14 protein-coding genes are annotated in these 26674 nt (G+C 39.7%); 5 read left to right on the top strand and 9 right to left on the bottom strand.

What is annotated here, in order from left to right; all coding sequences use genetic code 11:
- Positions 1-6: 6 nt before the first annotated feature.
- On the bottom strand, positions 7-1674 hold the full coding sequence (locus E7413_03380; protein ID MBE7018904.1) for a formate--tetrahydrofolate ligase: 1668 nt from the start codon (positions 1672-1674) through the stop codon (positions 7-9).
- A 337-nt stretch (positions 1675-2011) separates the two neighbouring features.
- Between E7413_03380 and cysK the strand changes: the two genes are divergently transcribed.
- The 3 genes from cysK (at position 2012) to E7413_03365 (ending at position 6298) form a co-directional block, all read left to right on the top strand.
- Positions 2012-2938, top strand: a complete 927-nt coding sequence (gene cysK, locus E7413_03375) for a cysteine synthase A (GenBank protein MBE7018903.1) — start codon at positions 2012-2014, stop codon at positions 2936-2938.
- Positions 2939-3058: 120 nt separating this feature from the next.
- On the top strand, positions 3059-5242 hold the full coding sequence (locus E7413_03370; protein ID MBE7018902.1) for an alpha-N-acetylglucosaminidase: 2184 nt from the start codon (positions 3059-3061) through the stop codon (positions 5240-5242).
- Positions 5243-5359: 117 nt separating this feature from the next.
- A complete protein-coding gene (locus E7413_03365) occupies positions 5360-6298 on the top strand; it encodes a hypothetical protein (GenBank protein MBE7018901.1) in 939 nt (312 codons plus the stop codon).
- Positions 6299-6412: 114 nt separating this feature from the next.
- Here E7413_03365 and E7413_03360 read toward each other — a convergent pair whose 3' ends face one another.
- The 4 genes from E7413_03360 to E7413_03345 form a co-directional block, all read right to left on the bottom strand.
- The gene (locus tag E7413_03360) at positions 6413-7054 is read right to left on the bottom strand and encodes a hypothetical protein (protein MBE7018900.1); all 642 of its coding nucleotides are present in this window, start codon (positions 7052-7054) and stop codon (positions 6413-6415) included.
- 138 nt (positions 7055-7192) lie between these two features.
- Positions 7193-9019, bottom strand: a complete 1827-nt coding sequence (locus E7413_03355; protein ID MBE7018899.1) for a trypsin-like peptidase domain-containing protein — start codon at positions 9017-9019, stop codon at positions 7193-7195.
- A gap of 152 nt (positions 9020-9171) precedes the next feature.
- On the bottom strand, positions 9172-9636 hold the full coding sequence (locus E7413_03350; GenBank protein MBE7018898.1) for a hypothetical protein: 465 nt from the start codon (positions 9634-9636) through the stop codon (positions 9172-9174).
- A 326-nt stretch (positions 9637-9962) separates the two neighbouring features.
- Positions 9963-12263: a helix-turn-helix domain-containing protein gene (locus E7413_03345; protein MBE7018897.1), complete on the bottom strand. Its 2301-nt coding sequence runs from the start codon at positions 12261-12263 to the stop codon at positions 9963-9965.
- Between the two features lie 680 nt (positions 12264-12943).
- Between E7413_03345 and E7413_03340 the strand changes: the two genes are divergently transcribed.
- Both E7413_03340 and E7413_03335 read left to right on the top strand, forming a co-directional pair.
- The gene (locus E7413_03340; protein ID MBE7018896.1) at positions 12944-17266 is read left to right on the top strand and encodes a hypothetical protein; all 4323 of its coding nucleotides are present in this window, start codon (positions 12944-12946) and stop codon (positions 17264-17266) included.
- A 388-nt stretch (positions 17267-17654) separates the two neighbouring features.
- A complete protein-coding gene (locus E7413_03335) occupies positions 17655-19466 on the top strand; it encodes a hypothetical protein (GenBank protein MBE7018895.1) in 1812 nt (603 codons plus the stop codon).
- 287 nt (positions 19467-19753) lie between these two features.
- Here the strand turns inward: E7413_03335 and E7413_03330 are convergent, their stop codons facing one another.
- The 4 genes from E7413_03330 to E7413_03315 are packed head-to-tail and all read right to left on the bottom strand — an operon-like array spanning position 19754 to position 26233.
- Positions 19754-21175 (bottom strand): long-chain fatty acid--CoA ligase, encoded by a 1422-nt coding sequence (locus E7413_03330; GenBank protein MBE7018894.1) that lies wholly within the window; start codon positions 21173-21175, stop codon positions 19754-19756.
- On the bottom strand, positions 21162-22619 hold the full coding sequence (locus E7413_03325) for an acyl--CoA ligase (protein ID MBE7018893.1): 1458 nt from the start codon (positions 22617-22619) through the stop codon (positions 21162-21164). The genes E7413_03330 and E7413_03325 overlap by 14 nt, the downstream gene beginning before the upstream one ends.
- Positions 22612-23709, bottom strand: a complete 1098-nt coding sequence (locus E7413_03320; GenBank protein ID MBE7018892.1) for a DUF3419 family protein — start codon at positions 23707-23709, stop codon at positions 22612-22614. The genes E7413_03325 and E7413_03320 overlap by 8 nt, the downstream gene beginning before the upstream one ends.
- Positions 23678-26233: a hypothetical protein gene (locus E7413_03315; protein ID MBE7018891.1), complete on the bottom strand. Its 2556-nt coding sequence runs from the start codon at positions 26231-26233 to the stop codon at positions 23678-23680. Before E7413_03315 ends, E7413_03320 begins: the two co-directional genes overlap by 32 nt.
- Positions 26234-26674: the final 441 nt, after the last annotated feature.

Below are 26674 nucleotides of genomic sequence, written 5' to 3'. Positions count from 1 at the left end.
AAAAAATTAAAATAAACCGGTGATATTGCCGTTTTCGTCCACGTCAATTTTTTCATAGGCAGGAACTTTGGGTAGCCCCGGCATCGTCATAATTTTACCGGTTAATACCACGATAAATCCTGCCCCTGCAGATAAGCGTACTTCGGAAATAGTTAAATCAAAACCGGAGGGAGCACCCAACTGCGTGGGGTCGTCTGAGAATGAATACTGAGTTTTCGCCATACAAACGGGCAGATTGCCGTATCCGTTATCTTTTAAGGTCTGGATGGCTTTTTCAGCCTGTTTGGTGATAATAATATCTTTTGCACCATAGATTTCTTTAGCAATGGTTCTGATTTTATCTTCCACAGATAACTCCAGATCATAAATGGGGTGGAAGGAGGATTCCCCTTCGCAGGTTTCGATTACAGCATTTGCTAAGTCAATGCCGCCTTCGCCGCCTTTTGCAAACACTTCACTGCGAACACATTTGGTGTCGTACTTTTTGCAACATTCTTCGATAATTTCAAATTCTGCCGGAGTATCGGTATCAAAGGAATTGATAGCAACCACGGTTTTTAAACCGAATTTTCTCATGTTGGCAATATGACGTTCTAAGTTTACAATACCTTTTTTCAAAGCTTCTAAGTTTTCTGCTTTTAAGTCTGCTTTTGCCACGCCACCATTATATTTTAAGGCACGAACAGTAGCAACGATTACCACACAATCCGGTTTTAATCCTGCTTTTCTGCATTTGATATCTAAGAATTTTTCAGCACCCAAATCTGCACCGAATCCTGCTTCGGTAATGGTGTAATCAGCCATTTTTAACGCTAATTTGGTGGCAATTAAACTGTTGCAACCGTGAGCAATATTAGCAAAAGGTCCACCGTGAATCAGGCAGGGGGAGTTTTCTAAAGTCTGCACCAGGTTGGGTTTAATCGCATCTTTTAACAGGGCGGTTAAAGCACCTTCTACTTTCAGATCTTTTACCTTTACAGGCTGGTTCTGATAGTTGTATCCGATTACAATTTCGGAAAGTTTATTTTTTAAGTCAGTAATATCTTCAGCCAAACAGAAAATTGCCATAATTTCGCTGGCAACGGTGATGGAGAACCCATCTTCACGGGTTACGCCATCCACTTCGCCACCTAAACCGATGACGGTATTACGAAGAGCACGGTCATTCATATCTACCACACGTTTAATGAGAATTTTCTTAGGATGGATTCCCAAAGCATTTCCCTGATGTAAGTGGTTGTCCACCGCTGCACACAGCAGGTTATTTGCTGCACCGATGGCGTGGAAGTCACCGGTAAAATGCATATTGATATCTTCCATGGGAACTACCTGAGCATAGCCGCCTCCTGCAGCACCGCCTTTTACACCGAACACGGGTCCCAAAGAGGGTTCACGCAGAGCAATAATAGCATTTTTTTCTAATCTTTTAAATGCTTGTCCAAGACCAACGGAAGTAGTGGTTTTTCCTTCTCCCGCAGGAGTGGGATTGATAGCGGTTACCAAAATCAGTTTTCCGTCTTTTTTATCTTTTTGTTTTTCGATAAAATCGAAAGAAATTTTGGCTTTATATTTGCCGTAACATTCCAAATCGTCTTCTGTAATGCCGAGTTGTTTGGCAATTTCGGTAATGGGTTTCATCGTAGCTTTCTGAGCAATTTCGATGTCTGTTAACATTTTCATGCACCTTCCTGTTTTTTTATGTATTGATGGGACGAAGATGACCGATTGTTAACAGGTCAAACTAAACTGAATAAAGCTATTCGGACATAAATCCCATATTAAATATTATTGTAGCACCAAACCACAGATTTTGTCAATATCTATTGTGGAAAATCTCGGAAAAATCCCAAATTCATCCAAAACACCAATTATGTTTTGTTATTTTGTGTATATTTTTGATTTGAAAAATGATTTTTGGGTTAATGGATTTGTATGTTTTTATTGAAATTTTGGGAAGACTATGCTATACTAAAAAAGAATTTGAAATTCCTTTCAAAAAGGAGAAGTGTCTATGCCCAAAATTTATAATTCAGTAGTAGAACTGGTAGGGAATACCCCTCTTTTACGATTACAAAAAATAGAATACACAAAAGGACTTTGTGCTTCTATTTATGCCAAGTTGGAAGCTTTTAATCCCGGCGGATCAGCCAAAGACCGTGTGGCAAAAAAGATGATTGAAGACGCCGAAAAAGCAGGGGAACTGAAACAAGGCTCCGTAATCATTGAACCCACCAGCGGAAATACCGGAATCGGTCTTTGCATGATTGCATCTCAAAAAGGTTATCGCACCATTATCGTAATGCCCGAAACCATGTCGGAAGAACGCAAAATGCTGATGAAAGCTTATGGAGGCGAATTGGTGTTGACAGACGGTTCCCTTGGTATGGCAGGTTCCATTGCCAAAGCCAAGGAGCTTGCAAATGAATTTCCGAATAGTTTTATTCCCGACCAATTTTCCAATCCATCAAACCCTTTGGCTCACTATGAAACCACAGGTCCTGAAATTTGGCGTGATTTAGACGGTAAGGTAGATGTGTTTGTGGCAGGTGTGGGTACAGGTGGTACGTTAAGCGGAGCAGGAAAGTATTTGCGTGAAAATAATCCCCAAGTAAAAATCATTGGGGTAGAACCGGCATCTTCTCCCGTGTTATCAGGTGGTAAAAGTGGTGCTCATAAAATTCAGGGAATTGGTGCAGGCTTTATTCCTGATGCATTGGATACCGATATTTACGACGAAATCATCACTATATCTAATGAGGATGCTTATTTGTTTGCCAAAGAATTAGGACAAACAGAAGGTTTTTTAGCAGGCATTTCTTCCGGTGCGGCACTCTGTGGTGCAGTACAAATTGCAAAGCGGGAAGAATATCGTGGCAAAAATATTGTTGTGCTCTTTCCTGATACGGGGGAACGGTATTTATCAGCAGGGGTATTTTAGCAGATATTTTGACTTGTAAAAGCACATTTTCGGGTTGAAAAAACACGAATAATATATTATACTATTACTGGAAAATATGTCCTTTACAAAAAACAAAAAGGACAAAGAGAGGTACTTTTTATGGATAAGAAAGTTTTCGACAAAATTGCAAAAGTTAAAAAGCAAAACCTCGGCACTACCTTGAAAGAACAAGCAGTGCTGGATTTAATTGAGCGTGTAACCGGATCCAAAACATACCGCAATACATTTGTAATCAAACAGATTGCAGAAGAAAAAACCGGTATGGACCAATATAAAATGTACGATAAAGATGACAAAGTTGTCATCGAAGCAACCTCCGGGGTTGCGGCTGCCGTTGCGTTCAATACATATCTGAAAGAAAAATGTCACGTGTTTTACGGTCCTATTACTCAGGATGTGAAAGGTTTACCGAAAAAACCTCCGGTAGTTGGAGAAGTGATTGAAAATAAATCGGTATTTTTATACCGTTACTTTATGAACTACTGTACCTATGTTTACACCTGCATTTATTGGAAATGGGAACAGTATGAAAAATTGATTGACTGGATGCTTTTGGCAGGGATCAACCTGGTATTAAACCAGTTAGGTCATGAAATCGTGTGGAGAGATATGCTGATGGAAATCGGCTATACCGAAACAGAAGCCAATGACGATATCTGTGGCGCAGGGATGTTGCCCTGGCAGATTATGGGGAACATCAGCGAATTTGGCGGTGATATCCCCAAATGGTGGTATGAAGACCAGAAAATGCTGGCAAACAAAATGACCGAACGTTTGCGTGATTTTGGCGGTGATGTCATCCGTCCCGCATTCTACGGAAAAGTGCCTAACAACATTTGCGATAAATATCCCGAAGCAAAAATTTATGCACAGGGTACCTGGAATCTGGCACAAAAAGGAGACCGTCCTCCGTTGATTGATGTGCATGACCCCTTATATGACAGAATGGCGGAAATCTATTACAGAAAATCCAAAGAACATTTTGGCGAAATTCATTACTTCGGCGGTGACCCCTTCCATGAAGGCGGTATTACTGATGGTATTGATATTGCGGAATATTCCAAAACCAATATCGAAACTATGAAAAAATATTCCGACGGTAATGTTTGGTTCTATCAGGGTTGGGTTGGTAATCCGAGACAGGAACTGTTAAACGTGTTAAAACACGAAGAAGTGTTAATTGGTCTTCTGTCCGGTGACCGTGTTGTTAACACAGCAAAAGAGCTGTTTGGCGACTATCCGTATATGTATATGCAGATTGGTAACTTCGGTGGTGTTCAGCGTTTCACCGGTAACATTCCCGAATTTTTGAATCAGCCCTTTGAATTGCAGCAGCCCGGTTCCTTAAACGATATGATGGTTGGTATCGGTATGGCGATGGAAGGAATTGAAACCGACGAAATTATCTATGATGTGTTAGCTTCCAACACCATCCGTGAAAAACCCATGAAGCAGAACGATTTTGTTGAAAAATTCTTTGTGGCAAGATACGGTTACTACAACGAAAACATCAAAAAAGCATACGATTTGGTAATTGATAATATCTACACTCTGTGGAAAGGATTTGCATACAATGCAAGTAAATCTTCTTCCTTGTGTACTTGCCCCAACATCAATGTTCGTACTGTTGGTTGGTTTGAATCCCGTGGCGGAAGCCCGTATCCCATCGAAATTCTGCAGGAAGCAACTGCTTTGATGTTAAAAGAATACGACAAATTAAAAGACAACGAATGTTATCGTTTCGATTTGATGGAACTGTGCCGTCAGGCAAATGCTGACTATGGTTGGGACATCATTGAAGCAATGAAAAACGCATACAAAGGCGGTAAACGCGCACAGTTTGAAAAAGAAGCACGTCGTTTCTTAAAACTTTATGACCTGCAGGAAGCAGTTGTTCGTACCAATGAACACACCTTATTGGGTGCTTGGATTCAGCGTGCAAGAGACTACGGCAGAAACGATACCGAAAAGAGAATTTTTGAATATAACGTGAAGAATATGATGACACTCTGGTGTGGTAAACCCGGACGTTTCCGTTTGAGAGACTATGCATTCCGTGAATATGACGGTATGCTCTCCGGTTACTATAAAAAACGTTGGATGGCTTACTTCACCTGGTTATCCTTACATTTCGGTAGAGAACATCAGGGATTAGAACCCAACATCAGCTTTACCGAACAGGATTACGTGTTCACCTTGTCTACCGAAAATTATCGGACCAAACCTTCCGGTGATTTGAGAAAAGCTTGTGAAGCGTCTATGAAATTCTGGAAAAAATATTAAGAGTAACGGAAAAAACGGTATCCGAAAGGGTACCGTTTTTTATGGAAAGAAAATCTTTACAAATGATAACTTTTGTGATATAATGTCTTACGAACAAGAAAAAAGGAGAAATTTCTTATGAAGAATTTGAAAAAACTGTTTTGCATCTTGTTGAGCTTATTATTGTTGACATCCTGCGGTGCTACTGAAGAAGATCCCTCTCTGGACAATATCAAGGAACAGGTTCAAGCTACTGATAAGTTGTTTGGTGTGGCTTACCTTGGAGCTGTGGATGGAGATTTCAAAGCTGTAAAAGCTTACGTTGAATCACAAGAATTTATCAAGGTATATTCCTTTATCAAAGAAATTAAAAAATCTCATTTTGTTGAAAATGAAGGCTCAGAACTTTACTGTGTGGTTCCGGCGAACAGTGATGTTTCAATTAGCGTTTATCAAGCGGAAATGAATGAGAAGGCAACTCAATTGAAAAAAACAGAAGAGCTTTTGTCAAAAGATGACGGGAAACCCATTTTAATTCGCGGAAATATCAGTGATATTATGTCGAACCTGATGGTTGTAGCTAAAAAAGGTGATGTTTCTGTGGAATATAGTCCCAGTCTTTCTTTAGAGAACGGCATACTGGATAATTCCGAGCAATTGATTTTTGAATTTACTCCTTATGAACTGATGCCCCAATTCAACGGATTAGATTCCTCTGTTCAATGGGATTTTTGCGGAAACTGGACAGCTACTGTTGCGGAAGCTAACGGTGAAACCTATCAGTTGAATTTGTCAGTTTCTTCCGACAGTTGTGTCGAGCTTTCTTTTGCCTCTGAAACTGTGAGTGGTGCTTACACAGGAAACTGGTTAATATTGTCTGATCAGAGATTGCGTCTGGAACTTGGCGGAGAGACCGTAGATTCTAAAATGCCGGAAGTAACAGGTCTTCACACCGATGTGGACGGCATTTATTATTGGGATGTAGTAGACGGTAATCTGGTTTTAACCTATATCAACGGAACAATGTTCTATCCTGCGGCATCGGTAACAGAGTTTCTGTTTACTCCCGCTGTTTAATCAATGAAATTCGGAAGGCTCGGTTCAGAGCCTTCTTTTTATGGGTTGAAACACAAGCATTCTAAAAGAAAAAAGAACTATCTCAATTGAGATAGTTCTTTTTTTTCGTTGTTATCAGATTTCCTGCGCAGTCCAGTTTTCATCCACTTTTGTTACTTTAAAGGTTTTGAAAATCGGATCATTCTGTTTTGCATCTTTAAGAAATTCATTTGCATTGTTTTTCATTTCATCCAGCATAGCAGGGAACAGTTCTTTATAAGCTTCATCTTCGCTCATATCTTCTGTCAGCACTAACTTTTCGATGACGCTATCCACATTGATGAATTCTGATGCATTTTCGATAGCGTTGTTTATGTTAAAGTCATCGAAGTTTTTTTGGGTGATTTCCACTTCTACCGTGTAAGCATCGGTTTCATTCTGTACTGGAAGAAATTGATGAAATTGGCAAGTAATCATTTCGCGATATAATTCATCAACAAATTCAACAATCTCATCTTGGTATTCTTGCTCTTCTACTGATAGAATCTTTTCGAGAGCCTGATAGTTGCTTTTTTCCTGTAAGTATTTGTAAATTGCATCTTTCTTTGCTTCTTCGGATGCATCTTCGGAGGGAGAAGCGGGAGTAGGCGTAGGAGCGTTAGAAAGAGGTGAAGTTTGAATATCAGCCTGAGGCTGATAGCTATTGTCAGAACCGCATCCTGTAATCAGTGCCATGGAGACAGGAAGTGCCAATAAAAGTGATAAGATTTTTTTCATAAGTTACCTCCACATAATGTATCCCGATAAATTTTAAGAATACATTCTTGATATGTTATTAAAAAATTACTCTGTCAATCAGTTTTCTGTGTATTTTATTTGTATTTTATCAGATAATTTGATCAATACAGTTGCGATTTACAAATCCAGGTCTGTCCCGGGTGTGAAAAAGGATTCGAAGTCAGAAGCGGAATTTTCGGTTTCCGGCTGTTGGGGAGTTGAAAGAGATTTTAATGTCGGATCATTTTCTGCTACAGTATCATTCGCTTTACTGTAATCTTCCGGTGAAGTATATGATTCAGGCGAAATGTACACCGGCGGTTCGAGGGGTGTTTCGTTTGTATCTGAAACTATCGTATCTGCAACGGCTGTATCCGAAACTGCTGTATCAGGAATCGTTGTTTCCGAACCCGTTGGCTTTTGGGTTGCTTTTTTAGATTTCAATACCCAAAATACAATCACAGTTAGTGCAATAACTAGTAATGCAATTCCCAAAATTACGGGGAAGCTGACAGATTGTTGAACGGGTTGGAGTGCGTTGTCGTTCGTTTCTTCCGGGGAAGGGGATTCCTGTGAAGCATCTTCAGCCAATTGGATTAAATTGTCCAAATAGGGGATTGAGCGACGTTTCATCTGAACGGCACAAAAACAATCCTTTGCAGCCTTGCCGTATCCTTGCTGCAACATTTGCAGGCCCGTTAAAAAGGTTTTTGAGATTTCACCTTGTTCAATCTCAAGACCTTGAGCCATATCGAGAATTGCTTCCGCGGGAACCATATAGGAAAATCGGGTATCGGAGCTGTTGGAATAGGTGTTTAATCCTTCGATTTGCAGATGATTGTCCACAGAAGGACCGCCACTGCTTCCCTGAGAAATCGTGGTGGTGATTTCCATTGCTTTATAGTCAGTTCCTTTTACGGCAATATGTCTTGCAACTTTACCGGTTCCGATGGTTGCACTCAAGGTGGATTCATAGCCGATTTCTTCAAAAATTTCATTGGCAGCAGCCGGGAATCCTCCTGATACAATGTTGCTGTTTACTTCGGGATAGGTGTTGGACAGGGAAAGCCCTACCAGATTATCTTCTTCAATTTTCAAAATTGCAATATCCTGGGTGAGACCTTCGGCGTTTTCTCCACTGGATATTCCTTGTTTAATCACTTCTGCCGCATATGTGTTGGCACTTCTGAGATCGGTTTTTCCATCTGAAGTTGGGATTGAAATTTTCATATTTGTGCTTGTGATTTCACAAGTGAAATCACTGCTGTCATATGGGTAACTTACACTGTCTTCCTCAATAAAATCCAAATCATCCATGGTGATGGTAAGACCTTTGTCAGCCATATCCTGAACGATGTCTTCCAAATCAGCATCCCAATACTCCTGCACGATGCCGGAAACATATTCTTCTAACATAGCGTCAGTAGGTTCCTCCACAACGTGAGCATTGGTAGCGATATAGCCGTGATCTCCGAGAATTACACCGCTACCCTGGCTGATACACTGTTGGGTAACAGTTTCCTCGGTGCCATATTTAAAGTAATCTTTGTAATTTTTTAAAATAAAGGCAGCAATTGTTTTTTTGGAAATATTGGGATAAGCTGTTATTAAGGTAGCTACCTGATCTGTTTTTAATACCAAAGGTTTATATGTAAAGGTGAATTCACATTCTTGCGTAACATATACTACGGTGGATTTTAACGCGTGACCGATCATTTCATCTGCATATTCAAAATCCTCCTGGTATCCGAGCTTTTCGTATAGGGGAAGTTCTTCTGTTACAACACTTTTCGTTTCAGCGACAGCTGTGCTTTGCGTTCCATTTGATTCGGCGCTTTGTGTTTCGATTGCTGCTGTGTTTTGGGTTTCTGGTTTTGCTTTGTTTTCCGAAAACACGGTTTGATAAGAAAACAACATACATACAATCGCAGAAACAGTCAGAATTCTTTTGAAAATATGGTTCACAGGCAGACTTCTCCTTTCTAAATACTAGACAGAATCATTATAGCACATCAAAATACAAAAATCAAGAATTTTCTTGCATAATCAACAGATTTTTCCTAAAAAAATTCTGCTCAAACGGATGCTTGAGCAGAATCTGATCATGATATATTTTCTCAAATATTAGCTTTTTTGTAAATCAATTCTACCGTTTTGGGAGCATTTTCCAAAACAAAGGTAAATTTTCCCTTTTTGGTTTCAATGGTTGCTGTGTCTCCTTGATAACTCGCCCCGGTAATATCTTCATAGCGAATCGAAAATTTTTCATTTTTGTAGCCACTTATGGCACAAACGCCGGAAATTCCTTTTTCACAGATACAAAGATAAGTTTGTGACAATCTTTTTTTAATGCCGCTATATACCATATAGAAAGCTATGCCCAACAGTGCCACAAAAAGGAACTCTATCAGTAAATTCCAATACCAAGCCAACCCTGCGGAATCTAAGAGTGTATTAGAGAAAAATGCAACAATTACAGCAGCAATAATAATTGGTATAATATCTTGATATAAACTTCTTTTGCAATAATATTTTTCGGGACAGCAGTCTTTTGCAATCTCATTTCCTAACGCCTGAGGCATTATTTCACGCTCCTTTTTTGACATTGTACCACGTTTTTAAAAAAAAAGCAAGTTTTATCGGGAAAATTTTCATCCTTTTATCTTAACCAAATAAAACAGTGTCAGATTTTTGGGGAGAAGTGATAGTTTATTCGGATTTGCATTTTATAGATGGTTGGGGGTATTTTTATTTGCATATTGGGTTTTACACTGCATAATATTTGGGTCCTTTGGGAAATTCTTGGGTGTAAAAACATTTTTATTTTAACATAAGGTGTAACAATGTTTTTTCCTGTTATGAACAAAATCCTCCGATTTTTTCGGAGGATTTTTTGTGTTTGATAACTTTATTTGTTCTTTTCCAGGTCTTTATTACGGATTTCTACACGACGTACTTTACCGCTGATGGTTTTGGGTAATTCATCCACAAAATCAACGATTCTGGGGTATTTGTAAGGTGCGGTATGAGTTTTAACGTATTCCTGGATTTCTTTTTTGAGGGCATCGGTTCCTTCAGTGCCTTTTACCAGAACAATGGTGGCTTTTACAATCTGACCTCTTACCTCGTCGGGAACTGCAGTGATTGCACATTCCAGCACGTAGGGAAGTTCCATAATAACACTTTCAATTTCGAAGGGTCCGATTCTGTAACCGGAAGATTTGATAACGTCGTCAATTCTGCCCACATACCAGAGATAACCGTCTTCGTCCATAGTAGCCTGGTCGCCGGTGTGATAGTAGCCGTCGTACCAAACATCTTTTGTTTTTTCTTCGTCTAAATAGTAGCCGGTAAACAATCCGCAAGGAACATTTTCTTTGGTGCGGATACAGATTTCGCCCGTATCCCCAATGGGGCATTCTTTTCCTTCTCCGTCTAAGAGAACCACGTCATACAATGGACTGGGACGTCCCATAGAACCAATTTTAGGAGTGGAACCTACGAAGTTTGCGATGGACAAGGTGGTTTCGGTCTGCCCGAATCCTTCCATAATGGTTAAACCGGTTGCTTTTTTGAACTGGTTGAATACTTCCGGATTCAATGCTTCGCCCGCTGTGGTAGCATATTCAATGGAAGATAAATCATATTTGGATAAATCTTCTTTGATGAAGAAGCGATACATGGTCGGAGGTGCGCAGAAGGTGGTAATATTGTATTTTTTGAATAAGGGTAAAATATCTTCGGAATGGAAACGGTCGAAATCATAAGTGAATACACCTGCTTCACATAACCACTGACCGTATAATTTACCCCACAGAGCTTTTCCCCAACCGGTGTCGGAAATGGTGAAATGCAGTCCGTCGGGATTTACATTGTGCCAATGCTTTGCAGTAGGGTAGTGTCCCAATGCATATTTATACGAGTGAGTTGCAATTCTGGGATATCCTGTGGTACCGGAAGTGAATAACATCAGCATCGGGTCATTACCGCAGGGTGTATCTTCTTTTCTGAAATAATGGGTGGAAAAGCGTTCTGCTTCCACGTTGAAATCGTGCCAACCTTCACGGCAACCGCCAACCATTACTTTAATCATATCGGGAAATTCTGCTGCAGCTTTTTCTGCTTCGCATGCAACATCTCCGTCTGCAGTGCAAACAATCGCTTTTACTTTTGCTGCTTTGTAACGGTATGTGAAGTCGTGTTCTACTAACTGATTGGTTGCGGGAATTGCGATTGCACCGATTTTATGAAGAGCCAACATACTAAACCAAAACTGATAGTGACGTTTTAACACCAGCATAACGGTGTCACCGCGTTTGATTCCCAGTGATTCAAAATAGTTGGCAACCTTCGCAGAATATTTTTTCATATCGGAGAAGGTGAATTTTCTGTCGGTTTTGTCATTTGCAACCCACATCATTGCCACTTTGTCGGGATCTTTTTTTGCGATAGCATCCACACAGTCAAATGCGAAGTTGAATTTATCGTCATTTTTAAAGGTGATGCCGTTAAATACGCCGTTTTCATCATAGCTGGATTCAATAAAATCATCTGCAACCGTCTTTTTCGCAGCTTCTTTTGCTTTTGCTGCTTTTGCAGCGATAAAAGGTGCTTCGGGATATTCTTCCGAAAAGTGTCCGTCCTGAGGATTTAATACCACTGCGTGGAATTCACATCCACCTTCCGAAACGGCAATCATACCGTGGGGGATAATACTGTTGTAGAAAATAGAGTCGCCTTCATTTAAAACGTCAATGTGGTTACCCACCTGCACTTTTAAAGAACCTTTTACAATCACGTCAAATTCCTGACCATTGTGGGAATTTAATTTGATGGGAGCATTTTGTTCTTCTGCAAGGTAGGGGAATTTTACTAAGAAAGGTTCTGCTAATTTTTCCTTAAATTTGGGCGCTAAGTTGTTATAAACTACGCCCTGTTTTTTGATAATTTTTAACCCTTCGCCTTTTCTGGTGATGGCAAAGGAGGTGAGGGTAGTGGAGGTACCTTCCAAAAGATCAACCACTTCAACACCGCAGGCTTTGGCACATTTGTAAATAAAGGTAAAAGAAAAATCGGTTTCGCCCTGTTCTAAGAGCAGATAATCTTCTTTGGATACGCCGGTCAGTTTTGCTAATTCTTCCGGTGTGTATCCTTTTGCTTCGCGCAGGTCTTTGATTCTGCCTGCAACTTCTTTCAAATTGTAATCCATTGTTCTGTCTCCTCTCGATTCTGATTGAATTTTTAAAAAGAGATTTGAATAAAACAAAAACCCGTCTCAAAAGAAACCCTTTGAGACGAGTTGTAACAACCCGCGGTACCACTCAAATTACGGATAAATCCGTCACTCACCGGGCTCTAACAAGCCCTTTGCTTTAACGCAGCAATACGGAAGGAGTCTACTCGTAATCAAAAATAAAAACTTTCGGTCCTTCGACTCAGAGGTGATGGGTCATTGGAAAACATCCCCATTGCCTCGCACCAACCGGCAACTCTCTCAAGGTTCAGAAGTCCGACCGTCCTCGTCACAGTCGTTTTTGTGATATTCAAATTTGAGAGAATTATACTACTTTCAGATTCAATTGTCAATACCTTTTTTGAAAAAAACAAGAAAAATAAGTTGATTTTTGCAAAAACAAATCCGGAGTAGAAAATAAAATGTGTGTACCATATCTCAAACAAGAATATGGGGATTCGATGGATTTGGTATATATTATACTATATAATGTATACACGGGACTTTTTGAGTGTAAATACGTCCTGTATAGTAAATTGACAGAATGTTACATAAATGTTACAATAACAATAGGGGAGAAGTATATCTTTTTGTATAAAACTCCCAATATCAATTTTGCAAAAAAAATAAAATATACATCAAAAGGAGATGGCAACATGAAAATGAAAAAACTGTTAAGTTTCAGTTTGGCAATCGTTATGCTGTTTAGCTGTGTGCTGAGTCAGACTGTTTTCGTAAGTGCAGCAGATGCAGTTGTTGATTACAACGATGCTCCTTACGCAGGTGTGTATGCGGTAACCGCTGATAAAGCGACCACCATTACCACCGAAATCGGTTCCGTTACCGAATTAGTGGCAGGCGAAACCGGTTATATGTACCTGGTAAAAGGTGCAAACGAAGTAGACATCACAAATGGTGCTGCTTTAACCATTACTGATTTAGACAACAATGGTATGGATTACTTTAATCAAGTAAACATTCCTAATCAACCTATCTTATTTGGTCAGGAGGACGAGGTTGCAAGAGATTTATACAAATACCTTGCTCCCGGCGAATCTTACACCTTCACCTACACTCCTTCTCAGGGAATGAATGGTATTGTATACCCTTATCTTTATTTTTCAGATCTGGTAGAAAATACTTATGAAGTTACTACCGATACCGGCTTTGTGACCAAGATTTACAAAAATGCAGGCTATGCAAGCTCCTTAGCATGGCAGGATGCAGCAAGAGCTGAAACTGCTCTTCTGTATGTCAGAGGCGGTGCCCAGGAAATCACCATTAAAAATATTGGTGTGAACACTGGTATTTTGAACACTATCAAAATTCACAGTGTTGGTGAATATCAGGATTTCCACACTGTTGCTGATTTGGTTCCCATGACTTGGGCTCAGTTAAATCCCGAACCGACTCCGGAACCGACTCCCGAACCCACTCCGGAACCGACTGCAGAACCCACTCCCACTCCGGAAGCTACTCCTTCCGTTTACACCGATTCCTTCACTTACAGAGCAGCTGAAGCAGGCGTTTATAAAGTAACTGCTGATGCTGAGGTTGTAATTGAAAACGAAACCGGCTCCAAAGCAGATCTGTCTGCAGGCGAAATCGGCTACATTTACTTAATCAAAGGAACCAACACTGTTGCTACCACCGATGCAGATGTAAACGTAACCTTTACTGCTTTAGAAAACAACGGTTTAGATTACCTTGATCAGATCGTAGTTGATCAGCAGGTTATTACTCCAGGCGATGGTAACATTTATCAGCACGGTATGGGCGTAACTTTAGAGCCCGGTGATGTTTATACTTTAGTGTTTGACACCAATTTACATGGTGGTTGGAACGGTTTAGTATATCCCTACATTTATTTAAGTGATGCTAATGCAACCTCTATTAAAGTGAAGACTGATACCGGTTTCTATGCAGAACTTTCCAAATCCGGCTCTGCAAACACTCTGTACACTACTGTAGCAGGCGGAAGCGACTTTGAAATTCTGTATTTAAGAAAAGGTAAAAACGTTATTTCTATCGAAAACACCAGCGAAAACCCCACTATTTTAGCTAACATTAACTTTAACAGTACCGCAGCAATTATGGGTAATGCTAACTTAGCATCTCAGACCAATCTGGAAAACTTAAAACCATACATTGGCGATGCTCCGGTAATCGACTACGGTTACTTCCCTGAAGGTTGGGACGGTGTGGTTGAAAATCATCCCGACTACAATTATGATGCTGAAGCTTTATTTATCGAAGGCTTTGCTCCCAACATGAGCTCCGATGAAGGTATGGAATTACTGGGTACCGACTGGGGTGCCAAAGATGAAACCGGCAATGTGATTACCAAAGGTGTTGCCGATGCAATCTATCTCCCAGCAGGTTCTTTTGCAACCTATACCTTAAATAATATTCCTGCTGATGGCACCTATGTTGCACTGGTTCGTTACGGTCAGGCAAGTAACACCACCGCTTCCTTGCAGCTGATTAATCAGGTTGATGGCGTGGACTATTATGCACAGTACAATATCGCTCCTCAAGGTGCATGGAATTCCGCTAATTGGAGCTACAACAACGGCTATGATGATTTCATCTATCTGCAGGAAGGTAACAATGAGCTGACTGTTTATAATGCAGGGCCCGGCGGTATTGTACTCAACGAATTTGATATTTTACCCTTAGAAAACAACGAAGAATACTTCCAGTATGTTGGTACTGCTGACGATACCGAAAGCACCTGGCCGGAAGGCTGGACCGGTTCTATTGTTGGCTGGCCCGATTGGGATAAAGCAGCAAATCCCTGGACTTACGGTGTTACTAAAGCGAATACCTACACTTCTATCGGATATTATCCGCCCTACACCGATGCAGGTATGAACCTGTCTGACGGTATTTGGGTGAACTACACCGTTACTGCTCCCGAAGCAGGTATGTACTTAGTGGAAGCTGAGTATACCGGCGTTTTACATTTACAAACTGCGACCGGCGATTATGTAGAGTTCTCTGCAGAAAAAGCTCCCGTACAGTATATCTATTTAGCAGAAGGCGATAACATTATTACTGCATCCGGTGAACCCGGTACTGAATTTGTTAGTGCTTCCTTCTATCAGTTAAACAACTCTGACGATTACTTAAGCCAGAGAGAAAACGTGAATATCATTCCCGAAGATCCCTTCGAAATGAGCTTAAGCCCCATGAAAGATATGACCGATTCTTCCGGTTATTGGTATCAGTACCAATATGACAACAACGGTGATACCATCGTTCAGGGTGCAGGCTCTATTGTAAAATACGAACTGCAGGTTTATCATCCCGGTATCTATAGAGTACAGGCGAAAATCGGTGGTACTACCGATCCTGCAAATCTCCCCATCGTTACCATCGATACCGATGCTGATGACGGTTACCGTGCATCTCTGGCAACCGATGTTGTTAAGGATGAAGGTGCTTGGAGAGCAACCGATGCTGAAGGAAACTATCAGTATGTATACTTAAAAGAAGGTATCAACCATATTGAAATCACCGCAGGTGATACTCACCATGTATTACGTAGCGTGGAATTCAAGCTGTTAACCGAGGAAGAAAAAGCTACTGTTACCATTGACGATTGTAAGCTGACTCCTCCCAGACCGATTACCATCAATCCTTATACCGACACCTTAACTGAAGGCGGTATGGGTTATGACTTCCATTTCTACAGCACTACTACTCCCCCCATTGGTTCCGGTCACGGTACTCAGTTACGGGAAGGTGAATGGCAGAGATTTGAAGTAACTGCAAAAGTAGCAGGTACTTACCAGATTACCACTTTGGCAGCATCTTATGGTGAGGCTACCACCATTTCCGTGGAAACCATTGATTCCAAAGGAACTACCGAACATTCCCTGACTCCCGATAACTACGTTAACTCTACCGGCGGATACATCACCTTAAAAGAAGGTGTGAACTCCGTTTGGGTTCGTAACGACGGTCCTGGCTGGGTATATTTAAAAGGTGTTTCCTTAGAATATGTGGAAGATACTTCCAAAGTGTTACCCGGCACATTTATTCAGGCATTTGACTACATCGGTGCATCCGATGATTTAACCCAGATTTCTGAATACACCACAAGAAATAACTACATGGGTATTCATGTAGCAAACACCAACAATTCTACTGCAGATACCATCACCTATCAGTACAATGTAACTATCCCTGCAGATGATTACTATGGTATTGTTATGACCGGTACTGTACCGCTGACTCCTAGCGTTGTAATCACTCTGTCTGATGGCGTAAATGAAGATATCGTTATGTTAGATGGCGAACTGCCTTACTTCGGAAACGAAAACGAAGCTGCAAGTGTAACCATCACTCCCGATAAAGTATACTTACCGGCTGGTGATTATACCATGACCTTTACTCTGACTGAAAACGAAGATGCAGGTACCGCTACCGAGATGATGACTCATGTTCACAGCTTCGAATTCACCACCTTAACCCGTCAGGATATGTTCTTAGCAGCTATGCAGTCTGCAGAAACTACCGCAGATATCAAAGCAGCATTAGCAGAATTTAACGATGTGTTAACATCTGACATCACCGTTACTCCTGAAACTGACTTCATCTATCCTGAATATGCATACAACGCATTATTAAACTGCGCTATGCTGGAATCCGGTGCATACGAAACTTACGAAGACGTTAAATTTGCATACGACTTCGCTAAAAATATGATTTCCGCATCTGATGACGGTTCCGGTAACTTGGTATACACCGTTCAGGTTGGTGACTGGAACGAAGTGGACACCACTGTATTAGTTGCAGTTTACACAGAAGCCGGTCCGTTATACATGATGGGCGAAGGATACTTAGAATATGAAGAAGCTGTTGGTACCTATGTACCTGTTGAAGCTACTTTATATGATTACATCCCCGAAGCAGGCGACCAGATTAAAGTATTTATCTGGGATAGCTTTGACGGCTTAAAACCCGTATTCTAATCTGTATCATTGAATTAGGATACCTTAAAATATGGCAGAGAAATTTCTTCTCTGCCATATTTTTTTGAAGTAGGGCAAACAACTATCATTGACAATTAAAATATACCATTTTACGATAAACAAATACTAAAATCGGCTTCGTGATAAGACCAGATAAAATATGATTTTTATTTGGTAATCTATAATGAAAGAGCATAGGGATATTGTTTGTATTTTTCAAATTAAGACTTTTTACAAAGGAAGATGTCCTGACTGTGAATTGACTTTTTTTCAAAAAAATGATAAGATAACATTGGAATATCCATACGCATATCTATATATAATAGTATAGTTATTTTGCAAAAAAAAAACAAAAAATATAAACAAAAAAAGAAAGGATGAAAGCAAAATGAAAAAGCTTTTAAGCCTCGGCTTAGCAATCGTTATGATGTTAAGCTGTGTACTGGTTCAGACTGTTGCAGTAAGCGCAGCTGGAGCAGTATCTTCAAACAATGCTCCTTATGCAGGTGTGTATGCGGTAACTGCTGACAAAGCTACTACTGTAACTACCGAAGCTGGTTCTGTTACAGAATTAGCAGCAGGCGTAACCGGCTATACCTTCCTGGTAAAAGGCGCAAACGAAGTACAGGTTAGCAACGGTGCTAATTTAACCATTACCGCTCTGGAAGACAACGGTAAAGCATTCTATGATCAGGTTAACATTCCGAATGTACTGATCAGCGGAACCAAAGATACCCATGATGTGACCTCTAATGATGCAATTTATTTGACTCCCGGTCAATCAGTTACCTTGACCCATACAGCGAATCAGGGTGCAGGTATCTACTATCCCTACCTTTCCGGTACAGAAGGCGGTACTATCAGAGTGACTTCCGATACCGGTTTCTATGCAGATATTCTGCTTAGAGGTTCATCTTCTTCTGCATGGGCTGATGGTTCCAACAAAGGAGATCCTGAAATCGTTTATTTAAAAGCCGGCGAACAGACCATTACCCTCACAAATATCGGAAGTTCCGATGCGATTGTTCAGACTACCAGATTTGGTACTACTTATCCGTTTACTGCAAATGATCTTTGGTTACCTCAGATGGCAATGAAAGCGCTGAAAGTAGTTCCTTATGTTGCAGAACCTGAACCGACTCCTGATGTTCCCACCACTACTCCCGGAACTACCTCTTACACTGCTGACTTAGCAGGTGTATATGAAGTATCTTCTGACAAAGCTGTTACTGTAACTTCCGAAATCGGTTCTGTTGCAGAATTGGAAGCTGGTGAAACCGGTTACATCTATCTGTTAAAAGGTGCAAACACCTTAAACATCAGCGATGACACTGCAACCCTTACCATTACCGCTTTGGAAAATAATGGTCTGGATTACTTAGATCAGGTAACTGCTGAAATTCCGCTGGCTCCCTCCAGCATTTCCGAACTGACTCTGTCTGGTAATTATTCTAATGCTCAGCATCCCTACACCGATTATGGTGCATCTGGTGTTGCAATTGGTCCTAACGGATCTGTTGATGTTACCTTAACTGCTCCCGCAGCAGGTTTATATGTAACTCAGATTCAGTTTTCTTATGATACCCAGGCACAGATGACTGTGGAAAGTGATACCGGTTTCTACGGCGTTATTAACCAGCAGGCTGGCCGTGTAGGTTGGAACGAACTGCATCAGGGTGAACACGGTGTTGGCAATCAGGATATGGAAATCATCTTCTTAAGAGCAGGTGCAAATACCATTACCTTTAAAAACACCGGTGCAGGCGATACCTTGATTACCAAAATCAAAATGGCAAAAACCGGTTCTTTAGTATCTTTACCTGCATACAATTGGCAGTTCAATGTTGAAAACTTAAAACCCGTTGCTCCCATTGTTGATTCCTTCCTCAATGATGTTGTTGCTGCAACAGCTGTAGGCAACACCATCACTATGGGTGGTAGAATCGGCGCTGAATGGATGGATTTAGCATACGGCGTAGAATTTACTACCAATAAAACCGGCACCAGAGCACAGAAATACTATGGTGCAAGACCTGGTGATATCGTTTCTGACGGTAACGGCGGCACCACCACCTTCACCTTTGGTGAATGGGACGGTACCTTTGAAATCGTTTTAGAAGGCGTTTCCGCAGGTGTGAAAGAATACAAATTCTTCGTTGGTGATAACTACAGCGAAGAAGCAACTGTAACTGTTGAATAATTTTAAAGGAGGATAACCAGATATGAAAAAATATACTTGCCCTTCTTTAGAATTCGTTTCTATCGAAGCAAATGAAGCAATTGCTTACGAAAATCCGTTAGAAACCGCAGTTGTAACTACTTCCAATGGTAAAATCACCACCACTTACAACATGGCTCTTTTAGACGAAGGCTCTCAGATCTAGGGATAGTTGTTCTATCAAACGAAAGGCACAGGAACTTGTTTCCTGTGCCTTTTTTGTATCATGAAAACCATGCGATAGTCGCGTGGTTCACAAAGAGTATTGTTTATTTCAATCTTACATCTACGTTGTCGGAAATCATTTCAAAATCTGTTATGATAGAGTATTTTGGCAATTTTTGATTAATTGTTTGAATTACTGTTTCACAGTTAATTTGTTGATTCACATATAGCTGTGCCACAATTTTATGGTCCTTTTCAAAAACTTTTGCTTTGTTGATGGATTCGTGTTCCATCAGAAGTTCCTCAATTTCATCGGGGTACACATTTTCGCCGTTGGACATTAAAATCATTCGTTTTTTTCTGCCGCAAAGATAGATTTTATTGTTTTGGATATAGCCGATATCTCCTGTGTGAAAATAGCCGTCTTTATCGAAAGTGTCTTGGAGATTTTTTCTGTAGTATCCTAAAAAAACATTTTCGCCACGGACTGTTATTTCCCCAATACCGTTTTCATCAGGATGTTTGATTTTTACGTCCAAATTTTCAAATATGGTTCCAACCGATTCAAAATCGTTCTGATTGGAATATTCCACGCAAATAATGGAGGAAGTTTCAGATAATCCGTAGGAGTGAAGTTGATTGATTCCGTCATCTTTTAAAAATTTTCTGATTTCAGGCTTAAAAAATGCACCGCCCGAAAATAAAAATTTCATCCGTCCGCCAAATAAGTCAGACGGTCGGATATTTTCGCTTTTACAGATTCTGTATGCTTTTTCATAAATCAAAGGAACTGCACAGAACACAGTTGGTCTAATTTGCTGAATTTCTTGGAAGATATTTTGGGTATCGCTGCACAGATATATCTGCATACCGGTAATGAGCGAATATAAAAACACGCTGATTCCCGCATATACATGATGCAGCGGCAAAAACAAGTAACAGGTATCTTCGCAATTTAGGGGAGCTCTTTTATAAAGATTTTCCCAATTGGCAAACATATTCTGTTGGGATAGCATAATTGCCTTGGGAATCCCGGTTGTACCTGAAGAAAAGACGATTTTGGAACATTCTTGGGGATTTCTCGGAGCAGGGGATTGTCTTTGTTCTTTCAGATGTTTGATTTCATTCAGACAAATAAATAAAACAGTCGGAAAGACAGCTTTTAAAGGACGGATTTCTTCTTCTTTGGAAGAATCATACAGTATTGCAGAAAGCTTTAGTTTGGTAACGGTGTTTTCCAAGTCGTAATATTTCCATTCCTTGGATATTGCAACGCAGGTACCTACATATCCCATCACAGCAATATCTGCCACCATATAGAGATAAGAATTGGGGCCGTATAAACCGATGTTGCAATCTGACAATCCTTTTTCCATGAGCAGGGAAGCAAAGGCATAAACATCAAAAACAAAGTCGGCGTATTTTTTTGCAACAAATTTTCCCTGATGCTTTTCATAAATATATTTTCTGGTGCCAAACTGTTCTTTTCCTCGTTTTAAAAGAGCATCAATATTATATTCTGTCATGTTTGAACCTCTTTTTTAACTTTTCGTAATGAATCTTCGTGTGGTGCTTCACATCGCACGGAATCTTTTTGATGGGCACCACTTCGGAATTTGTAATTTGATAAGTTTTTCGCAGGATTTTTGCGATTTTTTCGGCAAGTTCTTTGGTGTAGTCTTCTAAAAACACGTAAACTTTTTCTTGATGCTGCAAAACTGCACATTTGGATATTTCTTCCAGAGTTGTGATAATCCTCTGTTCGATTTCATTGGAATATATTTTTTGGTTGTTTACGCTCACAAAATACTTGCTTTTTCCTAAAAAATAAAAAACACCGTTTTGTTTTATTGCCATATCGTTGGTATGATGCCATAAGAAACCGTTTTCATCGTTAGTTTTAGTGGATTTATCTTGGGTAAGATAATCTGCCAGCAGGGCATCACTATGGACGATAATTTCGTTTTCATCGGTTAAACGGACATCTACTCCTTTTACGGGATACCCTAAAGGAGATCGTCCTGTTTGTGATAGCAGAGAAATAAATTCTTTCAGTGTGATTGTGCACATAATACTGCATTCTGTGGAGCCGTATATTACAATATTTTCAGAATCAGGGAACTTGTTCTGAATCTGTTTGGCTTCGTGCAAATTTAAGATGGCTCCGCCGACGTACAGACGTTTTAAGTTGGGAAAGTGGTTTTCTGCTTTGAAACAAAAATCGGGCGTGGTGATTGCCATTGTAACGGGTAAATGAGAAAACAGAGCCAATCTTTGATTGATCGATTTTTCATGTTTCTTTAAATTCAGTTGGGGTAACACGGTGGTGATGCCGCAGAGCATATTGGCAAACACATAAATATATGAAGTGGTCAGAGCCATTTCATTCTGATAGGATAACACGGTATTGTCCTTGATTAATTGCAGTTGTTGCATCAGGTCCTGATGGCTTCTTAAGGCTACTTTCGGGATTCCTGTGGAGCCTGTGGTCATAGTCAGTAATGCCAACGTATCTTCTGATATTCGGGATAAGGCAATTTTATCGGAATCAAAAGAATTCATTGGGATTTTATCAATATTGATTACTTGCTTGATTTTTGAAAATTCCCGAAAGAAAAAACGAAGAGCTTTGGTTTTATTGCATACTAAAATCCGATCGGGAGTGTATTCTTTGAAAATTTCCCGAAGACTTTTTTGCTTTGCCAAAATATCTACATACATAATGGAGGCTCCCACCAATAAAGATGCCCACATAAAAACGCATAGCTCATAAGAGGACGCACAAAAGGCAAGGATTTTATCTCCTTGCCGTATTTTATTTTTTCTCATATAACAGACGGTGGCAAATACATCTTGTTGTAGCTCCAAAAAGGTTTGGGATATGATTTTTCCTTTTTTTTCATAGATGATTGCTGTTTTTTTGCTATGTAATTGACACGCGTTTAAAAAGATGTCCACAATGTTACTCATGGGATTCCTTTCTGTATAGCCTAAAATCTCTGTAAAAGTAGGCCTGGTTCTTTTGAAATAGTTGATGAGAGGGTTCTTCCTCTAATTGAAAGCAAGAATCCTTAAAATACCGTTTATTTTGCATATTCCAGTAACAGAGGCGTGCATTGGGATTGGAAATTTTTGAAAGCAATTCTTCGCAATCTGAAAATTCTTCTTCGCTCATATATTCAAAAATATCTGATAAATTGAAACAGTCAAAATGAAGATGGTTTACTGAAGATAAGTCTCCGTGAATCATTTCGATTTTAAAAAGATTTTTTTTAATGGTATTAAAATGTTCTCTTTTCAAATACAAAGGAAGAGCATTTTCTCGGTAAGTTTGATTGGCAATATAGCATAGGTAGGGATTGGTACGGTTTTTCGTGTGAGAAATACCAAATTCAAACCGTTTTTTTAAGTCGTTTCCGCTTTCTTCTTTTTCTTCCACATATTGGTAAAAATCACGGTCTCTGCCCATAGTTCCCAAAAATTTATGACCGAAAACGATTCTGAAAAGAAATTGGAATCTTTTCGTATGGATATAGCGATTATAATAGTCTGTTTGTTCCTGATAGTCAGATAATTCCGATAAACGGGCAAGTTTTTTCTTACTGCTCACAACAGGAATCACCACGTTTCGAAATAAATGAAAGAAACGCTCAAATTTTCCCACGTGTATGATACCTTTTTTTATGATTTTCAAGTTTTTTCGGAAGAAATTGTTTGCTTCTTCGCTAAGATAGGGAATCAATTTTTCAAAAACAGCAACTCTGTTACAAGTGCCGATTCCCAAAAATGCCAACATTTCTTCGTAAGAAAGTGCCTTAAAACAAGCCATTTTCAGTTCCAGACAATATAGCTGTGTTTTGTTGATGTCCAGCGCATACACTTTTTTGGGCTGGGAGATAAGAAGTGATAATGTGTTATCACCGGCAGATGCGATGGATAAGCAGATATCATCCGATTTAATTTGAAGAGCTTCTAAAAGCACAGTGGTATCTTCCCAACAGTTGGAATATCGGATAAATGAAAATTTTTTATTCGTTTTGTTGTTTTTCATTTTGTTCATCGTCTATGATTTCGACAGTGCCGTTGATACCGTCAACCCGCACTCTCATACCATCCTTCACTTTATTTGTCAGTCCGCGGATTCCCGCCACTAAGGTCAAGCCCATTTCTCTGGCAACCACTGCAGAATGCGAGAGGATACTGCCGCGCTCAATAATGATTGCTTTTGCCATGGGGAACAGAACAGTCCAACCGGGATCAGTTCGTTTGGCCATCAGAATATAACCTGTTACGTCGGAACCGGCGGGATCTTCTACCAGTTTTACGGTTCCTTCTACCACGGTTCCGCCGCCGGCTACACCTTGCAGTACGTCTGTGTCCACACATTCTTGTTCGGAGTAGACAGCTAATGCATTCTCAGGACACACTTCACCGTAAAAATGCATTCTTTCATAAGTTATTTTATCTTTATTTTTTGTGTATTCTGCTTTACGGTTATTGATAGAATTTCTGATTGCTGCAATCTCATATTCTGCACCTTGCATCATATCTGTGAGTTCCTCTTTTGTCAGATAAAACACGTCCCTTGGTGCCAGCAGAACTCCTTTTTCATAAAGGTTTTGACCTGCACGCAGATAAATACTCCGCACAATGGAATAAATGTAGGTTCTTCTTAATCGTAAGGATTCCCGATTTTTTACAAAGAATTTGGTAATATTCACAAGAAGACTGACAATCGGTTTTTGGAATAATCCAAAGTGAGAGAGCAACTCTTTTTGTGCCGATTTGGAATCTTGTTTATTTTCGGTAACTGAGTTTTCTAAACATAAATAATGTTTTATGGTTTCTATCAGAAACGTGGGATCTTCAAAAAGTGTTATGGTTTCCAGCTTTAGTTCATCCATCATTCTGGCACCATATTGATAAATATACTCTCTGATTGCTGTGAAAACAGGAGAATCTGAATCCATTTTTTGGATAATGGTTTCTGTTGATTTTGTTAGAAAAAGATTGGAAAGCTCTTGGTCGTTTTTAATTTGTTTTATAATCCAAAGAAGCTTTTCGCTTTGTTGAGCGCTTTCCACATTTCCTTGTTTGCTGATTACAGCGCTGATGAGCCCTTCATAATTTTGAATATTCTGTTTTTTTAGTAAATTTGTTAAGAATCCATAGAAAATCATAGCGCCCATATCGTTGGCGATGGGCGTGATGAAATCGTCTAAAATTTCTGTTTCCAAGGAATTGTAAACAGATAGTAGTTCTGTGTTTTTAACTCCTTTGAAATCAGAACCGTAGTAAGGTTTGGTAACGGCATTGAATTTTTCAATAAATTTTTTACTGTGCCGTTTCATCAGAAGCATTTTCTTAATAAAACTGGTGTAAATACGGATTTCACGTATTTTGGCAGCTTTTTTGGTTTCCACCAGCTCCACTTTGACTCCCATCATGTTTTCCATATATTTTTTGTTTTTTTCATATCCGGGGTAGAGGGCTGTCATTTTATACCAACTGTTTAACCGGTAATAGATTTTGTTTTCGTAGAACACAATCATATTGGCAAGATCGTCTTGAATGGATTTGATGGCCGAATCTTTCACAAAAAAACTTTTTAAAGTCTGATTGTATATTTTGGTGTAAACATCTTTAGCAAAGGTGTAGGTCAGGGGAGTGGTGACTCCTGAATAGCTTTCGATAATGTTGGAATTATCCAGAATTGTCAAGGGCTTGTTTTTATCACAAAAACTGTAGGTTGCAATGGTTCTTGCCTGAAGAATGTAAAGTTCGTTATCTTTAAGACAGAATTCAATATCTTTTGCCACACGGGGAGAATAGCTTTTTTCTATAGCGATTCCCGTTGCGTGAATTTTTTTGATGATTTCATCGCTTAAGATAAGCTCATCCGCAATATTTTTGACAGTGATTTCTCCGTTTTGGTTCACCACATAGTCGGTACTGTCTGCTTCTCCCGATACCAACCGTTCTCCCAATCCTTTTACAACGCAAATCAAACATTCCTCGGGATTGTTGGTACGTGGATTAGAAGTAAACATTACGCCTGAAACATCGGGCGTTATCATTTTTTGAAGAATGACAGCCACACTGATATTGGCGTTAATCAGTCCGTTCTGAGCGCGGTATTTCATAATTCGCTCCGAAAAGCAGGATAAGTAACATGCTTTTATTGCATCAAAAATATCGTCTTCGATTGTCACGTTTAAGAAGGATTCCATCATTCCGGCAAAGGAATGATGATCTCCGTCTTCGTCAGTTGCACTGGAACGCACAGCCAATAAATCCGTTTGTGAGAAGACGGATTGCACTTGGTTTAAGATTTTCTGTTTGCATTCATCAGAAAACTGTTTGTGTTTTATTAAGGAAATAAGGTGTACTCTGTTTTCTTCTGTGTAATGATTTAAAAGGGAAGTATACGTTACTTTGTCTTCTCCTAAAAACTCAAAAAAAACATCCGAAGATAACACAATCCAATTCGGAACAGGAAACTTATTTTCAAAAAGGTGAGAAAGGTGATATGCCTTTCCTCCGATTTTTTCTGTCGATGTTACGTAATCGATATATTCAATCATATGATTTCCTCGTTTTCATAACGTAAAATATTGTGGATAATACCAAGAAAACTGACGTTCCCACCACATAGTGATTCAGAGAGCTCACCTCGTTTAGCCATGCATACAAAATAAACAGAAATGCACCGAAAAACAGCTTGAAGGGAGCCGCTTTTTCCAAAAGCGGCATATACCCGATGATTAGAATGCTGAGAAATCCGTGTATCGGATATATACATAAATTGATTGCTACCAGTAAAAAACTCAGGAATATGTATAGTGAAATCAGTTCTTTTTTGGAAAGATATTGTGTTTTGTTGCCTTTGTCTTTTTCATAATCTTTGATATCATCGTTGGTTCGAAGAATGAAAAGAATCAAAAATACAGGTGCAACCAGCTTTGGGAGTATACTAAAAGCTTTTTGCATCATGATATTCGATATGAAGCTAATGCAAACTGCAA

The sequence above is a fragment of the Oscillospiraceae bacterium genome (assembly GCA_015068645.1).
In the GTDB taxonomy this organism is placed as follows: domain Bacteria; phylum Bacillota; class Clostridia; order UMGS1840; family UMGS1840; genus SIG452.
The sequence above is the reverse complement of the archived record's forward strand: the minus strand, read 5'-3'. Positions and strand labels throughout refer to the sequence as shown.

Coding starts and splice junctions, on each gene's coding strand:
- E7413_03335 (MBE7018895.1), top strand. CDS start 17,655: ATGAAAAAGCTTTTAAGCCTCGGCTTAGCAATCGTTATGATGTTAAGC.
- E7413_03345 (MBE7018897.1), bottom strand. CDS start 12,263: ATGGATTACAATTTGAAAGAAGTTGCAGGCAGAATCAAAGACCTGCGC.
- E7413_03325 (MBE7018893.1), bottom strand. CDS start 22,619: ATGAGTAACATTGTGGACATCTTTTTAAACGCGTGTCAATTACATAGC.
- E7413_03330 (MBE7018894.1), bottom strand. CDS start 21,175: ATGACAGAATATAATATTGATGCTCTTTTAAAACGAGGAAAAGAACAG.
- cysK (MBE7018903.1), top strand. CDS start 2,012: ATGCCCAAAATTTATAATTCAGTAGTAGAACTGGTAGGGAATACCCCT.
- E7413_03320 (MBE7018892.1), bottom strand. CDS start 23,709: ATGAACAAAATGAAAAACAACAAAACGAATAAAAAATTTTCATTTATC.
- E7413_03340 (MBE7018896.1), top strand. CDS start 12,944: ATGAAAATGAAAAAACTGTTAAGTTTCAGTTTGGCAATCGTTATGCTG.
- E7413_03315 (MBE7018891.1), bottom strand. CDS start 26,233: ATGATTGAATATATCGATTACGTAACATCGACAGAAAAAATCGGAGGA.
- E7413_03380 (MBE7018904.1), bottom strand. CDS start 1,674: ATGTTAACAGACATCGAAATTGCTCAGAAAGCTACGATGAAACCCATT.
- E7413_03360 (MBE7018900.1), bottom strand. CDS start 7,054: ATGAAAAAAATCTTATCACTTTTATTGGCACTTCCTGTCTCCATGGCA.
- E7413_03365 (MBE7018901.1), top strand. CDS start 5,360: ATGAAGAATTTGAAAAAACTGTTTTGCATCTTGTTGAGCTTATTATTG.
- E7413_03350 (MBE7018898.1), bottom strand. CDS start 9,636: ATGCCTCAGGCGTTAGGAAATGAGATTGCAAAAGACTGCTGTCCCGAA.
- E7413_03370 (MBE7018902.1), top strand. CDS start 3,059: ATGGATAAGAAAGTTTTCGACAAAATTGCAAAAGTTAAAAAGCAAAAC.